General features: G+C 32.0%; 14 protein-coding genes and 1 tRNA gene. 9 read left to right on the top strand and 6 right to left on the bottom strand.

Annotated elements, in window-relative coordinates; all coding sequences use genetic code 11:
- From AWE51_RS23355 to AWE51_RS23390, 8 genes are all read left to right on the top strand, one after another.
- Positions 1-1632: DUF7507 domain-containing protein (locus AWE51_RS23355; protein ID WP_157766210.1), on the top strand; the 1632-nt coding region annotated here is incomplete at its 5' end.
- Positions 1633-1684: 52 nt separating this feature from the next.
- Entirely contained in the window at positions 1685-2641 is a 957-nt protein-coding gene (locus AWE51_RS23360) for a PorP/SprF family type IX secretion system membrane protein (RefSeq protein ID WP_082832587.1), read from the top strand.
- Positions 2642-2679: 38 nt separating this feature from the next.
- Positions 2680-4644 carry an OmpA family protein gene (locus AWE51_RS23365; protein WP_066319030.1) on the top strand — a complete coding sequence of 655 codons (1965 nt, stop codon included), beginning with the start codon at positions 2680-2682 and terminating at the stop codon, positions 4642-4644.
- 164 nt (positions 4645-4808) lie between these two features.
- Entirely contained in the window at positions 4809-5327 is a 519-nt protein-coding gene (idi, locus tag AWE51_RS23370) for an isopentenyl-diphosphate Delta-isomerase (RefSeq protein ID WP_066319032.1), read from the top strand.
- Positions 5324-5734: a 6-pyruvoyl trahydropterin synthase family protein gene (locus AWE51_RS23375; protein ID WP_066319035.1), complete on the top strand. Its 411-nt coding sequence runs from the start codon at positions 5324-5326 to the stop codon at positions 5732-5734. The genes idi and AWE51_RS23375 overlap by 4 nt, the downstream gene beginning before the upstream one ends.
- Positions 5734-6192, top strand: a complete 459-nt coding sequence (locus AWE51_RS23380; RefSeq protein WP_066319037.1) for a peroxiredoxin — start codon at positions 5734-5736, stop codon at positions 6190-6192. Before AWE51_RS23375 ends, AWE51_RS23380 begins: the two co-directional genes overlap by 1 nt.
- A gap of 51 nt (positions 6193-6243) precedes the next feature.
- Complete coding sequence (locus tag AWE51_RS23385; RefSeq protein WP_066319040.1) at positions 6244-6510, top strand: hypothetical protein; 267 nt, start codon at positions 6244-6246, stop codon at positions 6508-6510.
- A 57-nt stretch (positions 6511-6567) separates the two neighbouring features.
- A tRNA-Thr gene (locus AWE51_RS23390) sits at positions 6568-6641 on the top strand.
- 38 nt (positions 6642-6679) lie between these two features.
- On the opposite strand, the gene AWE51_RS23395 is transcribed toward AWE51_RS23390, so the two are convergent.
- From AWE51_RS23395 to AWE51_RS23420, 6 genes are all read right to left on the bottom strand, one after another.
- The gene (locus AWE51_RS23395) at positions 6680-9388 is read right to left on the bottom strand and encodes a DEAD/DEAH box helicase family protein (protein WP_066319041.1); all 2709 of its coding nucleotides are present in this window, start codon (positions 9386-9388) and stop codon (positions 6680-6682) included.
- A 37-nt stretch (positions 9389-9425) separates the two neighbouring features.
- The gene (locus AWE51_RS23400; RefSeq protein WP_066319042.1) at positions 9426-10169 is read right to left on the bottom strand and encodes a DUF4369 domain-containing protein; all 744 of its coding nucleotides are present in this window, start codon (positions 10167-10169) and stop codon (positions 9426-9428) included.
- 59 nt (positions 10170-10228) lie between these two features.
- Positions 10229-11533: a DUF819 family protein gene (locus AWE51_RS23405; RefSeq protein WP_066319043.1), complete on the bottom strand. Its 1305-nt coding sequence runs from the start codon at positions 11531-11533 to the stop codon at positions 10229-10231.
- 113 nt (positions 11534-11646) lie between these two features.
- Positions 11647-13539 carry a M61 family metallopeptidase gene (locus AWE51_RS23410; protein WP_157766211.1) on the bottom strand — a complete coding sequence of 631 codons (1893 nt, stop codon included), beginning with the start codon at positions 13537-13539 and terminating at the stop codon, positions 11647-11649.
- Positions 13540-13547: 8 nt separating this feature from the next.
- A complete protein-coding gene (locus tag AWE51_RS23415; protein WP_066319045.1) occupies positions 13548-14354 on the bottom strand; it encodes a Cof-type HAD-IIB family hydrolase in 807 nt (268 codons plus the stop codon).
- Between the two features lie 42 nt (positions 14355-14396).
- Complete coding sequence (locus AWE51_RS23420) at positions 14397-15329, bottom strand: alpha/beta hydrolase (protein WP_066319049.1); 933 nt, start codon at positions 15327-15329, stop codon at positions 14397-14399.
- Positions 15330-15536: 207 nt separating this feature from the next.
- Between AWE51_RS23420 and AWE51_RS23425 the strand changes: the two genes are divergently transcribed.
- Positions 15537-16319, top strand: a complete 783-nt coding sequence (locus AWE51_RS23425) for a S1/P1 nuclease (RefSeq protein ID WP_099098815.1) — start codon at positions 15537-15539, stop codon at positions 16317-16319.
- The last annotated feature ends 2 nt before the right edge of the window (positions 16320-16321 follow it).

The raw sequence follows: 16321 nt of genomic DNA on the forward strand, positions 1-16321 counted from the left end.
GGTGATTATACAACTACCGATGTTCAGATTACTATTTTGGCAGGAGATACTACAGGTACAGTTGTAGTACCTACTACAGCAGATACAATTGATGAAGGAGATGAAACCTTTACTGTTGGAATTAGTAGTGTTGATACAGGTACAGTAGGAACTACAACCGATACAGCTATAGGAACAATCATCGATGATGATAATGCTCCAGATATTAGTATAGGAGATGCTAGTGCTATAGAGGGAGGAGATGTAAGCTTCCCAATAACTTTAAGTAATCCAAGTAGTGAGGATATTACATTAACCTTTAGTTTTACGAACGGTACGGCAGAGGATGGTGATTATACAACTACCGATGTTCAGATTACTATTTTAGCAGGAGATACTACAGGTACAGTTGTAGTACCTACTACAGCAGATACAATTGATGAAGGAGACGAAACCTTTACTGTTGGGATTAGTAGTGTTGATTCAGGTACAGTAGGAACTACAACCGATACAGCTACGGGTACGATTATTGATGATGATGATACATCGCAGTTAACACTTACTAAAACAGCAGTCGCAAGTGGTGCACAAGTTGATGATATTATCACATATACATTTACGGTGCGTAATACAGGAAATGTGACTATTAATAATATAATGGTTGATGATCCACTTACAGGTAGCGTAGATTTATCAATAACACCTTCTACATTAGCACCAGGAGAAGAAGGTTCTGCTACAGCAACATATGCTATTACACAGACTGATATTAATCTTGGTGAAGTTATGAATAGTGCAACAGTTATTGGTCAAGATGCTATGGGGAATGATATAATGGATGTTTCTGATAATGGAGACGAAACTGTTGATGATGATGGAGATAATGACCCAACTAATGACCCAACGATAACCGTGATACAACAATTGCCAAACCTTGCATTAAGTAAAATAGGAGTATATACAGATACAAATAATGATAGAGTTCCTAATGCGGGAGATGAAATACGATATACATTTAGAGTACAAAACACGGGTAATGTCGATATTACTAATATTGTATTAACTGATCCTTTACCCGGAATTGTAATTGAGGGAGGTCCAATTGATCTTGTCGCAGGTGAAACGGATGATTCAAGTTTTACAGCTGTTTATGTTTTAACAGAAGAAGATTTACTTTCTGGAAGTGTAACTAATCAGGCAACTGTGACAGGTCAGGATCCAAATGGAATAGATGTTATAGATGTATCAGATGATCCCCTAAATGATACTGATGTTGATACAGATGGTGATGGAGACTTTGAAGATGAAACTATTACAGAAATTGGAGATATATTTGATTTAGACGATGATATTGTTATCTATACGGGTATTAGTCCTAATGGTGATGGTATTAATGACGAGTTTAGAATAGTAGGACTAAACAATTTCCCAAATAATGTTTTACGAATCTATAACCGTTGGGGAGTTCTAGTATTTGAAGAAGATGGATATGAACAACCTGGAGCGAAATCTTTTGCAGGAATTAGTTCAGGTAGAGTGACTATAAGTAAGAAAGAAGAACTACCAGTAGGTACGTATTATTATGTGTTAGACTATGAAAATACAGCTGGTGTACGTAAATCAAGAGCAGGTTACTTATATATAAATAAATAAAATGTTTAAGAATAATATATATTTGTTATTCCCTAATCGAATTAAAATACTTATGAATAAACTATTATTTCTATTTATGCTAGTAGTTTTTGGCCTTACTACAACATCTATTAACGCCCAGCAAGATGCCCAGTATACACAATATATGTATAATACAATTAGTGTTAATCCAGCGTATGCAGGAAGCCGAGGGGTATTAAGTGTAATGGGATTGCATCGCAGTCAATGGGTAGGCCTAGAAGGAGCGCCACGTACGCAAACGTTAACACTTAATACTCCGATTGGAGATAATGAACGTTTAGGCTTAGGTTTGTCTATTGTTAATGATGAAATCGGTCCAACAGATGAAACATATATTGATATTGATTTTTCATATACAATACCTGTTTCAGAAGAAGGTAAGTTAAGTTTTGGTTTAAAAGCAGGAGCACATTTGTTAAATATCGATTTTCAGCAATTAACCCAGTTTAATCAAAATGATAATCTATTCGAAACTAATATTGATAATAAATTTAGTCCTAATGTAGGAGTTGGAGTATATTATCACACCAATAAGTTTTATTTTGGATTAAGTGCGCCTAATTTATTAGAAACAGATCATTTTGACGAGAGTACTACAAGCAGTGATAGTGATGCAGTAAGTTTTCTTGCAGAAGAGCGAATTAATTATTATTTGATAGCAGGGCATGTATTTGATATAAGCCCGGATGTAAAGTTTAAACCAGCAGTATTAAGTAAAGTAGTATTTGGAGCACCATTACAAGTAGACGTGTCAGCTAACTTTTTGTTGTATGACCGATTAACCTTAGGTGCTGCATATCGTTGGAGTGCTGCAGTAAGTGGAGTAGTAGGGTTTCAAATATCTGACTCTATGATGATAGGTTTTGCTTATGATAGAGAAACAACCGAGTTAGGAAGATCACAATTTAATGATGGTAGTTATGAAGTTCTATTACGCTTTGAATTATTTAAGAAATACAATAGAATGCTTACACCAAGATTCTTTTAATTACAATTTATAGAAAATTAATACACAGATATACAGATATGGGGAAACGTTTACTTAAATCATTGTTGTTTGTTATTGTCTTTTTATCTCTAGGAACAGTGTTTTCTCAAGAAAAGAGATTAGAAAAAGCTAAAACACAGTATGATAGGTATGAGTATATTAATGCTCAAGAAACTTATCTTAAGGTCGCCGAAAAAGGATATAGAAGTGCAGATCTTTTTAGAAATCTAGGAGATAGTTATTATTTTAACGGGCAATTAAATGAAGCGTCAAAATGGTATAAAGAACTCATCAATTCATATCCTGAGGATATTGCTCCAGAATACTACTTTCGCTATGCACAAACCTTAAAAGCAAATGATAATTATAAAGAAGCAGATATCTATTTAAATAAATTTGCCGACGTAAATGCAGATGATCAAAGGGCAAAGATGTATAAAAGAGACCCTAACTATTTGCAACGAATAGATTTTCAGTCAGGTAGATACGAAATTGAAAATTTAGAAATAAATTCATCTTTTACAGATTTTGGAACGGCATTTTATGGAGATAATATAGTATTTAGTTCTTCTAGGGATACACTAATTTTTACAAAGAGTATACATCAATGGAATAATGAAGCATTTTTGCAATTATTTAAAGCCGAATATGATTCTGTAAATGGAGAATTGTCAGAGATCGAAAAATTTGGTAAACGCATAAATTCAAAATTTCATGAGTCAACCCCTACATTTACTAAAGATGGAAAGACGATTTATTTTACAAGAAATAATTATATCGATAAGAAATTAGGAAAAGATAAACGAGGTACGAATAAACTTAAAATTTATCGATCAGTTAAAGCCGACGATGGCACTTGGTCTTCTCCAGAAGGGTTACCATTTAATAGTGATGAATACTCTACTGCGCACCCTACTTTAAGTGTAGATCAACAGACATTGTACTTTGCTTCAGATATGCCAGGAGGTAGAGGATTGTCAGATATCTACAAAGTGGCAATAAATACTGATGGGACTTTTGGTGAACCCGAAAACTTAGGAGAAAGAATTAATACAGAAGGAAAAGAAACATTTCCCTTTATAAGTGATAACAATGAACTTTATTTTTCATCTAACGGTCAGATAGGATTAGGTGGATTAGATGTATATGTTACACATTTAGAACCTAAAACTAAACAAGAAGGGGATATTATAAATGTTGGTAAACCGGTAAACGGAACCAAAGATGATTTTGCATTTATTATTGATTATAAAACTAAAAAAGGTTTTTTCTCTTCTAATAGAGAAGGAGGAAAAGGAGGAGATGATATTTATGGTTTTGTAGAATTAGAAGAACTTCGAAACTTCTGCGAAATTACGATAGCAGGTACAGTTAAAGATAAAGATACTAATGAATTTATCTCGGGAGCAAAAGTCACAATATTAGATAGCAATAACACTATAATAGAAACAATTGTAGTTGGAGATGATGGAGCATATACTTCTACTAAAAAGATAGAATGTAACACTAAATACTTTGTTAGAGCAGAAAAAGATGAATATGTTACTGTAGAAGAATTAAAGGATACTCCAAATGAAACAGAGACTTTACAAGTACCACTTCTCCTAGAAAAGAAAATTAAATCTGCAGAAATAGGAGATGATCTAGCGAAGCTGTTATCATTGAACAAAATATATTTTGATTTTGATGCATTCTATATCCGTACCGATGCTAGTGTAGAATTAGCTAAAGTAATTGAAGTGATGAAACAATATCCAGAAATGAAAATAGAAGTTGGATCACATACAGATAGTCATGGAGACGATAACTATAACTTGAGGTTATCAGAACAAAGAGCCAAAGCGACTGTAGCGTATATGATTAAGAATGGAATTTCTGTAGAACGTTTAACAGGCAAAGGATACGGAGAAACTCAGCCAGTTAATGATTGTGGTAATGATACCAACTGTACAAAAGATGAGTATCAATTAAATAGGCGTAGTGAATTTATAATTGTCAAATAATTTATAACAGTTCTATATAAACTAAAAACGTATAAAAAACACCTTAATCATTAAGGTGTTTTTTATTTTCACAGCTTTTGCATACTATACTAGCCTAAATTTGGTTCTAAATTATGAATTGGTAGTACAAGTATGATTTTGTAATTTTGACATAATAAAAAAGAATGGAAGAAGAAAAAGTCATTTTAGTTAACGAAAATGATGAGCAAATAGGGCTTATGCCCAAATTAGAAGCACATGAAAAGGCAGTTTTACATCGTGCCTTTTCGGTATTTATTATTAATGATAAAAACCAATTAATGCTTCAACAAAGAGCGCATCATAAGTATCACTCACCTGGTTTATGGACCAATACCTGCTGTAGCCATCAAAGAGATGGTGAAAGTAATATAGAAGCAGGAACTCGAAGATTACAGGAAGAAATGGGATTCACAACATCGTTGAAAGATTCTGTGTCATTTATTTATAAAGCCCCTTTTGATAATGGATTAACAGAACATGAATATGATCATGTGTTAATTGGAACATATGAAAAAGATCCAATTATAAACCCTGAAGAGGCGGCTGATTGGAAATGGATGGATATTGAAGATGTGAAAAAAGACATTGAAACACACCCAGAAACCTATACAGAGTGGTTTAAAATCATTTTTAATAAATTTTACTCACATATTACCTTATGAGGATTAAAGCCTGTAGAAAAGCCCATTTTAATGCTGCACATCGATTATATCGAAAAGATTGGAGTGATGAAAAAAACGCTCAAGTATTTGGGAAATGTAGTAACCCGAAATATCATGGACATAATTATGAGCTTATCGTAAGTGTTATTGGAGAAATTGATCCAGAAACAGGGTTTTTAATAGACCTTAAAATCTTAAAAGATTATATCAAATCTGAAGTTGAAGATTATATGGATCATAAAAACCTGAATGAAGAAGTTGCAGAGTTTGCAGACCTTAATCCAACAGCAGAAAATATCGCAGTAGTAATTTGGAATCGATTAAGAAACAAAATCGAATCTAAATTTGATATTGAAGTAACTTTGTATGAAACACCTCGTAATTTTGTAACGTATACAGGAGAGTAATGGCATTAGAAATAGGAGATAAAGTCCCAGAGTTTAAGGCTACAAATGATGAAGGCCAAGATTTTAATAGTATCGAAGTAATTGGTAAGAAACCAGCAGTGATTTATTTTTATCCTAAAAATTTTACACCGGGTTGTACCAAAGAGGCTTGTGATTTTAGAGATAGCTATACAGATTTTAAAGAATTGGGAGCAGAGGTTATTGGGATAAGTTCAGACAGTGTTAAATCTCATACAAAATTTAAAAATAGATATAAATTACCCTTTATATTTTTGTCTGATGCGCAAGGTAAAATTAGAAAGCTTTTTGGGGTTAAGGCAGGTTTATTGGGTTTGTTACCAGGAAGAGAAACTTATGTGATAGATCAAGAAGGAATTATACAATTAAAATTTAATAGTATTAATGCTGCCAAACATATGAGTAAAGCATTAATTAAGATAAAGGAATTAATAAAATAATAGCTAGTTAATATTTCTGAAAACACTAATTTTGCATAAAATATATTTAAAATGGCAAACAAGAGAGACCTTAAGAAAGATATCAACTATGTATTAGGAGATATCATAGAAGAAGTTTATGTATGGGAGTTAAACAATCCAGGAAAGGATAATAAGTCAGGAGAGGCAATTATTGATGAAGCAATATCGTCTTTCGATAGTTTTATGGCCAGAGCTAACCAGCGCAAGTTAGAAAATCCGTCAAAGCATTTTAAAGCTATTCGTGAGGATTTAGAAAAAACGGCAACAGCTTTAGTAGAGAAAGTAAATTCCTTATAATTTTTTTAAAAAAATGTTTGCAGATTTAATTCAAGAAATTATATTTGCAACCGTTTTGCCGATGTAGCTCAGCTGGCTAGAGCAGCTGATTTGTAATCAGCAGGTCGTGGGTTCGAGTCCCTCCATCGGCTCTTTATAAAGGTCTTGAATTTTAAATTCAGGGCTTTTTTTATTTCCAAGTATTTACCCTTTCTGATTTGTCTTGAAATGAAGCAGCTAGAGAGTGTATTCTGGACTTTAATAAGATCTTACGTCCTTCAATATTTCTGGTAAAAACCAATTTACATTTTCCAACATAAGATTTCCAATTGGATTCAAAATTAGTAGCTAGCGACTTTTGTTTACCCAAAAGTTCTGGTACAGCATGAAAATCTTTTTGATCAATAAGGTTAAAAAGAGTAGCTTTTCTAATAATAACATATCTAGGATTATCTATAGTATCAATTATTTCTGATAAGGAAGTGATAAAAACTGATTTTTCAAAAGTACTTGCCCCTTCAAGATGACAAAATACAGCACCATATTCATCTTGACTAGTTAGAACAACTAATTTTTCTCTAGGAGTTTTTATAACATGGTTATTAATAAGTGATGCAAGTAATGCTTCACCAATACTTTTGATATCTTTAGAAATATCTCTATGTTTTAGATATAAACTACTAGTTCTGTACAGTAATCTTCCAAATATAGCAATTCCTGCAATTCCTGCTACAGTTACAAATGATAAAAGATGTTCAAGAGTCTTAATACGATTTATATTTCGTAATGCAATTTCAAGAATAGTCTCCCCAAAAGTGGCAATTCCCGATACTAGAAAAGCGCTTAAATTAGCTATGGTCTTATTGAAGTATAAAGATGTAACTTGTTTATAGTTTTGTTGTGATGGAAAAGGTACTTTTATTTCTTCAATAAGAGTGATTCCTTCTTCTAGAGCTTTTTTCCAGCTTAACTCTAATTGATTCCTGTTATTAGCACATGCAAACATTTTTTGATTAACATCAAAGATTTGTTTTGCAGTAGTAAAATTTGTGGGAAGATGTAATCTATCTATACCATTCTCTATTCTGGGATTACTATCAAGAGATACTCCTACAAATGCTTTAAAACGTCTTTTTAATAAGGAATAATCTACTCCACCATCATTATCTAATACATCCACGCAAACCAAATGCCATATATTTCCTGTTTTTAAAGGGTTTGATTTCTGAGTCCTAATTGCTCTTCCTCTCATTTGATTTGATAAGACATAAGAGCCTACAAAACTTGCTAGTATTAGTGCGTTTATAGCTGGAGCATCCCAACCTTCGCCAAGTAAAGATTTAGTTCCTATTAAAATTTCAATATGACCTTCTTGAAATAATTGTGTGATAATATGAACTATATTTTGTTTAAGCCTTTCTGATGTTTTTATGACTAGAAAATTTGGATCATAGGATAAAGGAGTAGTAGCAATAGTATCTATTTTATATAACTTACAATAATAATCTAGTTGATTTAAAGCAGTAAAGGGTATGATAATAATACTTCCCGTAAGGACACCAATTTTAGAGGATAAATTTTTAGTTCTCCTAAGTTTTTCAAAAATAGGAATGACACCAATAGAAGTAAGAGGTAAAGTGTTTTTTGGTGTACTTACAAGTAGTTCTTTTCTGATATAATCGGTAAGAATAACCATTCTAAGATCATTACCTAGGGATAACGATTCAAAGTCGACTATTTCTTTTATACTCTCTAGTTTACTTATGCTCGAACTAAGAAGTTTATTTCGTTTTTGGTGTTGTGCAAAGCTTATTTTTTTCCGATTTACAACACCGTTTCTCTTGAGTTTATTTAATAATAATTCTCGATACTCCTTATCTTCATCTGTATGGTAAATATAAAAGGTTAGTAGTGTTTCTATCCATTCATAATTTAATTCGGGAATTTTAAAATTTTTATCTCCGATCACATCAAGGTGTAATGGACTTATTTCAACACCAACTGCATTAAGATAGATAAGTATTGCAGCGTAATTTTCTATATTAGAATAAATCCATTCTAGTTCTTGTAGAGGTTGGATGTAACATCTTAGGGCTAATAGTTTGGATTTTAATATTGTGTCAGCTTTTATTTGGGTAAAAAGTTGTTGTGTGTTGTTATTATATTCTTTGATCTTCGAACCTTCTTCAGGAGTAGGGTAAGAAAACATGATGTAATCTTGATGAGGGCATAAATCATTTTCTAAAACTAATTCAGGAACAGATATTTCTGCATCTACAGGACCATTGAGCTCAATATACCGTTGCCATTCATTATAGCTAACATCATAGGGTGGAGTAGCTGTTAAGCCAACTATCGTAGGTTCTAAGTTTTTCTTAACTTCGGTTAAAGATTTCCACCATGCATTTTTAAGATGGTGTGCTTCATCAACTACAATAGTTGAAATTTTTTCTTTTTTAAGTCCTTCTATTATTGTTTTTGCTGTCGTATTTGAAAATTGTAAGTCATCATCACTAGATTCTTCTGCAATTTTATAATCTTTATTTTCTATTGTTTTTCCAGAACATGCTGCATGCAAGCCTTGATAGGTAGATACTGTTAGAAACTTAGGTTCTTTAATGTTTATAGAAATCCAATTTGGGGTTGATTTAGTTCGAAGAAATAACTCACAAAACCTTTGAATCCATTGATTTCTAATAGCAATAGTAGGAGCTAATATAAGAGTAGGTTTATTAAGGCGTAAAGCAACCTCAATCCCTAGAATAGTTTTTCCCGATCCAGGAGGAGCTATTATATGAAGATGGTTGTCATTAAGGTGAGATTCTAATTCTTGAAGTACACGTTGCTGATAACTTCTCCAAGGGTACTTGAATTTTATATCAGTCGGAAATTGCTTCAAATTAGTATAGTTTCAAAATAAATAATGGCAAAACAAACTATGGAATGATAGAATCATTTTTTTTAACGGCAGCTTCCTTAGCTTTACGTTCTTTAATATACGTTATAAGTTGTTTGCCATATAAAGATTTTTTTACTTTAGGGCTTAAAGAGTTAGCTACCGTGTCTAGGTACTTGATATTAGCATCAAACACTTCACTTAGCGTTATATAAGGAGCAACTTCAAGTTTTTTATTATACATAGCAAAGTTTATTGTATACAAATATTTTTGCTTTAGTAGTTTTTTATACGCCTCGTCATTTTCGATTAATTTCTCATCATCTTTTTGTTTACTGGCTTCAAAATTTTCTTTAATTAACCTTAAGTTTCTAGCATTAAAGCGTTCAAGCATTTTTTTATATTCCTGAAACTTAGCTTCATTTTTTCCTCCTACAACTTTAGCATCTTTTTCAAAATCTCCTAGTGTAGTATTGATGGTAATAGTTCCAGGTTCTGCAAAAAAGTCTATACGGTCATTATAACGTGCTCCATCATTTTTATCTAAATACAAATAATGAATCTCTGGCTCAGAAACTTGTGATTTCATTAAAAAATCTGACTGCCCTTCTATATAGACAGAATCAACATTTACAAGTACAGTATCTTGAATCTTTTGAAGATATAACATTCCTTTTTTTAGACCTTTAATGTTACCAGATACAGTAACATTACCAGCTTTTGGAGGGGTGCTACAATTTGTGAAAAAAATAAGTAATATTAGTACGATTGATAATTGTTTCATTGATGGTATTTTGTTTTCATAAATGTGGTTACAAATATGCTATAATTTAGCTTTAAATACTAACTCCCAGAGGCGATTTGCATTAATATTGTACATAAAATTGCACCATAAGTTCCAACAACGTAACCAAACACTGCTAAAAGTACTCCTACTGTAGTTAGTGATGGGTGAAAAGCAGCTGCAACTACGGGTGCTGATGCTGCACCACCAACATTAGCCTGACTACCGACAGCCAAGAAAAAATAAGGTGCTTTTATTAGCTTTGCTACAGCTATAAGTAATAAAGCATGAATAGACATCCATACTATACCAATTGCTATTAAACCAGGGTTTTCAAAAATACGAGCGATATCCATTTTCATACCAATAGTGGCAATTAATATATAGATAAAAATACTTCCTATTTTACTAGCACCTGCACCTTCATATTGTTTTGCTTTAGTATAAGATAACAGTATGCCTATTGCAGTGGCAATCGTGATCATCCAGAAAAATTTAGAAGTAAATGATGATAGTGCTGAACTTTTATCATTAAATATTTCAAAATTCTCTGATAACAGATTAGAAATACCTCCAGCTCCCCAATGCGCTATACCGACGGTTAAGAATGCAATAGATAGCATGATTATATAATCTGATAACGTTGGATTTCTAGTTATACTATTGGCATAAGTAGAGACTTTTTCTTTTAGAGATTCTATAGCACTAGTATCTGCATTTAGCCATTTATCAATTTTTTTGCTTTTGCCAATACCTATGAGTAATATAGCCATCCATAAGTTTGCAACTACAATGTCAACAAGTACCATTCCGCCATATTTGTCAGGATTATATTCATAAATTTCTAACATTGCAGCTTGATTTGCACCTCCTCCAATCCAACTGCCAGCAAGAGTAGATAACCCTCTCCATACAGCATCAAATCCCGCTCCACCTACAGTTTCTGGAGAGAACGCAGAGATTAACAAAATGGCCAAAGGTCCACCAATAATAATACCGATAGTCCCGGTAAGAAAAATGATCAAAGCTTTGGGACCTAAATTAAAAATACCTTTTAGGTCAATACTTAATGTCATTAAAACTAATGAAGCAGGTAAAAGATATCTGCTGGCAATAAAATATACTTTTGAAGATTGTTTTTCTAAGATTCCGTCGGCGTTCATTTCTTGCCATTCTGGAGAAATGATTCCTAACGAATTAAATATAGAGGGTAAGAGATAACATAACAAGACCCCTGGAACAATTTTATAAAACGTTTTCCAAAATTTTTTAGAACTGGATTCAGTATAAAAAACTAATCCTAAGCAAAGTATTAAAATACCAAAAACGATCGTATCGTCAGTAAAATAAGGGATATTCTGCATCGTTGAGTTTTTAATTATAGAGTAGAGTTAAGGGTGTACTCTAAGAAAATAGTATTGCAAAATACATTATTTTAAAAAGGCAAGAGAATATTACTATATAAATTTATTGTGGGCTAGTCATTAATCCAGCTCTTGAATAACTTTTTTTGTTGTAAAGTTGCACTAGTGTTTTGTTCTAAGATACTTTTTTCAACGGTTGGCTCTACAACATTAGACTTAAGTGTCATTTCTTGACCATCACGTTTGATGCGAAATGTAATATCATCTCCTATTTTCCATTCATTTGAATCTCCAAAAAGGTCATAGATATTTTTAATGTTGTATGCTTTGTTATTTATGTTTAATAAAATGTCACCGGCTTTTATTCCGATGTTATTTAGAAAACTATTAAAATTACCATTGGATTCAAATTGAATTTCTTTGGTATTTTCAGAACCTTTTACAAAAGGTTCTTGTTCATGTAAAAAATAAGATGACTTTTCGTTTAGAACACCATATTTTACACCTACTTTATCAAAATAAAACTCATAATTAATAGGTTGCCCTTGGATCACATGATTTTCTAAGAAATCATTTATCTCTTTGTAAGAAAGTTCTTGTATGGTTTTGAATAACTCGTTGTCTTTAAACGGGGTGTCTATACCAAACTCGGCAGATAAGTTTTTGATAAGATCTAATATCCCATAGGCACCATCACTTTTTTCACGCATTATAATATCTAGGCACATGGATATTAAGGCGCCTTTTTCATAAACATTTCGGTAATCCTTTAAATAGGGGTTTACAAGTATGTTTTTACTCATTTCAGTAAATGAAACAGTATCGTCAAAAGTTTTAGATACTTTGATTTTATCATGTAACCTTTCAAAAAAATCTTCTTTGGTAATTAGTCCTTGCGAGATTTGAAATAGTAGAGAGAAATATTCGGTAGTGCCTTCATACAACCAAATATGTTCTGACATTTTTGGATTGTTATAATCAAAATCGTGAATTTCTTCAGAGTGAATAGTAAGCGGCGTTACAATGTGAAAAAACTCATGTGATACTATGTCGGTAAGTGCTTCGTTTAGCTTTTTATGAGAAAGGGACTCTGGTAAAACTACAACTGTAGAGGCATTGTGTTCTAAAGCTCCAAAACCATGCGCATCTTCTTTTTTGGTAGAAGATAGATATAGTAATATGCTGTACTTTTTAGTAGCGTTTATTTCTCCTAGAAAATTACGTTGAGCACGTATCATACGTTCCATTTGAGGCATTAATCTCGCGGCTCTATGGATTTTATTTGGGGAGTAGACACTAAGAAGTATTTCAATACCATTTACTGTAAAAGTAACTTGATCAGGTTCAGAATACATTATAGGAGAATCAGCTACTTCAGCATACCTTTTAAAAACAAAAAAATCCATGTCGTAATTTATATTCTCTAAGGACTTTTCTGGAATAATTTCTATTGCAGAAGTTGAAGCTTCTAATGATGTTGGATGCTTTACAAATAATTTATATTTACTTTCCTTAAGTCCACTAAAGTAGCCAACAAAGGCATAGAGATTTAATACAAAACTTTTGTTTTTTAAAATGTTCGAACCTGTTGGAGAAAAAATGCTATGACTATTTTCGGTATCAAAGGTGTCATTAACTAAATAAGTGATTCTGTCTAATTTTTGTACGTTATTTATTTTCCATCGGTTATCACCAAATTTTTGAGTATATAATACATTGCCTTCTTTGTCTAACGCTTGAAAATCTTCAACATACTTTCCATAATTATTATTTTGATAGGTGCCCGGAACAATTTTTGGTAAATAATAACTTATAGTATCAGAGTCTAAATTGGTAACCTTAATTTCTACTTTAACCTTATCTTCAATTACATTAAACAAATCTAATGTAGCCATAACCGTTGGTTTTTTTGGTATTACTGTCGAAATTGAAGGTTTGCAGGAAGCTACTGCATTAGATATGGATATTGCAAGTACTAGGTTAATTAAGATTTTAATTATTTTCAAGACAATTTTTATTTGATATTATTTTTAATATAAATGGCAACGCCATCTTCTTTTCCAGAACGTGTTACTACATTGGCAACATTTAGTGTTTCTGGTTTTGCATTTGCTACAGCGACTCCCATTCCTACGGCATCAATCATTTCGATATCATTAAAATTATCACCAAATGCTACTGCATCTTTAAGCGGGATATTAAAATGGGTATTTAATAACATCTCTATTGCTGTTAATTTTGAGATACTTTTATGAGCTACCTCAATATACGTAGGTTTTGAACGATATAAGTGTAATTTCTGTTTAAAATTATAATCTAAAAAATTATACATTTTGTCAATAGCAGATTCTTCACCCATACACATGATCTTATGGGCTCCGATATGTGCTGTTTTCCATTCCTTTATTACATCTTCTATTGGTTTAACGACAGGATTTACTTTTGTGTTTTGAGCTTCTCGATTAGCCCAAAAGTCCATTTCAGGAACAAACCAATCATCGTTATGATATAGACTTAGATGTACTTTTTTATCCTTATTAAAGTCTCGAAGCTCTTCAATAATTTTTGTAGGGATAAAGGTTGAATGCACTATTTTTTGATTGATTAAGACTAAACCACCATTATAACAAATAAGAGGTTGATCTTTAATCTGTAACTCTTCTTGTAAATGTCTCATAGCACTAGGCATTCTAGATGATATTAAAACGACAGGAATAGTATCTTTAATTCTGTTAATTTCTGATATAGTAAATTCTGAAAGTTCTCTTTCAGAATTTAATAAAGTACCATCAATATCAGAGAAAACAATGCGATGCTGCATTATACAATTTTAGATTTAGGTTAGTATATCTATTAAAATTTACTACTTATTTACAAAGTTAACAATACTAGTAATAACTTCTGGCATAATTTTTCGCCAGGATTCATTATACGATTTATGATTTTCTAATCGATCTCCTTTGATTTCTTTAAGAATATGGTTCATGTTAGGTACAATTACGTATTCGGATTGGGGAGCAGATTCTTTTAATTTTTCTGCTTGAGATAGCGCTACTTGGATGTCTTTTTCACCATGAATAATTAATACAGGTGTTTCTAGTTGAGATATTTCATCGGTAGGGGTATATTTTACCCATGATCGCATAAAAGGTTGTAATTCTGATCTAAATATTGAAGCCAAAGCAGGTTCATAATTTGTAGCGCGCCCGTTATCTCTTAATTCTCTAAATGCTACAATCGCACTTTTATCTAATCCAGGAGCTTGTTTCGAAATTTGTTCTATAATTACTTCATCAATTGATTGGGCGTTTCCTGCTATTGAAATAAAACCATTTACTGTAGAATCTTTTGCTGCTAACATACCAATTAATGATCCTTGACCATGACCCGCTACAATAATCTTAGTATATGTTTTGTTTCGTTTGAAATACGCAATAATAGATTTTACATCTGTAATGTAATGATCAAAAGAAATTTCATCTTCGCGTATGCCTAGTCCTTCCATTTTAAAAAGCCTTTTATCATATCTGTACGTTGCTATTCCTTGTTTAGCTAGGTCATATGACAGTTTTTTAAAAGTATCATTCTTAGACATTCGATCATTACCATCTCTGTTGATTGCTCCGGCATCCATTATTAATATTATAAGAGGTACCTCTTCTTCGTCAGTGTAAGGAGTTACTAGCGAACCTTCTACATACCGGTTGATTTTTACTATTGCAGAATTATATTCTTTTTCTTGGGCAAAACATAAGGTTGAAATAATAAGAAAAAATAAAGAATATATAAATCTCATATTTGGGGATTAGATTAATTTATAAAGTTAATTAGTATTGAACTCTTATCATAAAAACAATTAAGGGTAAATACAATAAATAGTACTATACAAAACGATGAAAACCTAGCCATATTTTGATTTCCAAAATAAGAATTAATTATTTCTTATAATTTTTAACTAATCACTAACATAGCCTTTTTTATCTTTGCTTCAAAATAAAAGATAATGAATATTCGCACAACAACCGTACTGGTTGTATTTCTAATCTCATTTACAGCATTTTCAACAAATTATGATTGGGGTAAGACTGGTCATAGAGCAACTGGAGAAATTGCAGAAACCTATTTAACAAAAAAAGCTAAAAGAGCAGTATCAAGTATTTTGAATGGAGAAAGTTTAGCATTGGTATCGACCTATGCTGATGAAATTAAAAGCGATAAAAAATACAAAGGATTTAGTCCATGGCATTATGTGAATTTTTCTTTTGATAAGAAATATGGTGAAGAAGCACCTAGTGAATATGGAGATTTGATTCAGGGTATCGAAAAATGTATTTCGGTACTTAAAGATGAAAAATCCTCTGACCTCGATAAAACATTTCATCTTAAAATGTTAGTGCATTTTTTGGGAGACCTTCATCAGCCTTTACACACCGGAAGAGGAGAAGATAAAGGTGGTAATGATATACAAGTACAGTGGTTTAGAGATGGATCGAATCTACACAGAGTATGGGATAGTGATATGATTGATTACTACGGTATGAGCTATTCAGAATTATCTATAAATACAGCAGAATTATCAAGATCCGAGATTGAAAATATAGAAACAGGTACTATTGTAGATTGGGTTCATGAATCACAACAACTGGCAAAGAAAGTTTATGATTCTGCCAATGTTGGAGAGAAACTAGGATATAAATATATGTATGATTATTTTCCTATTGTACGATCACAATTACAAAAGGGAGGTGTGCGGTTAGCTAAAATATTAAATGAGATATTTGGATAAGG

The sequence above is a fragment of the Aquimarina aggregata genome, assembly GCF_001632745.1.
Lineage (GTDB): Bacteria > Bacteroidota > Bacteroidia > Flavobacteriales > Flavobacteriaceae > Aquimarina > Aquimarina aggregata.

Bases quoted from the DNA above. Each gene is read 5' to 3' on its own strand.
- AWE51_RS23360 (WP_082832587.1), top strand. From the start codon at position 1,685: ATGAATAAACTATTATTTCTATTTATGCTAGTAGTTTTTGGCCTTACT.
- AWE51_RS23365 (WP_066319030.1), top strand. From the start codon at position 2,680: ATGGGGAAACGTTTACTTAAATCATTGTTGTTTGTTATTGTCTTTTTA.
- idi (WP_066319032.1), top strand. From the start codon at position 4,809: ATGGAAGAAGAAAAAGTCATTTTAGTTAACGAAAATGATGAGCAAATA.
- AWE51_RS23375 (WP_066319035.1), top strand. From the start codon at position 5,324: ATGAGGATTAAAGCCTGTAGAAAAGCCCATTTTAATGCTGCACATCGA.
- AWE51_RS23380 (WP_066319037.1), top strand. From the start codon at position 5,734: ATGGCATTAGAAATAGGAGATAAAGTCCCAGAGTTTAAGGCTACAAAT.
- AWE51_RS23385 (WP_066319040.1), top strand. From the start codon at position 6,244: ATGGCAAACAAGAGAGACCTTAAGAAAGATATCAACTATGTATTAGGA.
- AWE51_RS23400 (WP_066319042.1), bottom strand. From the start codon at position 10,169: ATGAAACAATTATCAATCGTACTAATATTACTTATTTTTTTCACAAAT.
- AWE51_RS23405 (WP_066319043.1), bottom strand. From the start codon at position 11,533: ATGCAGAATATCCCTTATTTTACTGACGATACGATCGTTTTTGGTATT.
- AWE51_RS23415 (WP_066319045.1), bottom strand. From the start codon at position 14,354: ATGCAGCATCGCATTGTTTTCTCTGATATTGATGGTACTTTATTAAAT.
- AWE51_RS23420 (WP_066319049.1), bottom strand. From the start codon at position 15,329: ATGAGATTTATATATTCTTTATTTTTTCTTATTATTTCAACCTTATGT.
- AWE51_RS23425 (WP_099098815.1), top strand. From the start codon at position 15,537: ATGAATATTCGCACAACAACCGTACTGGTTGTATTTCTAATCTCATTT.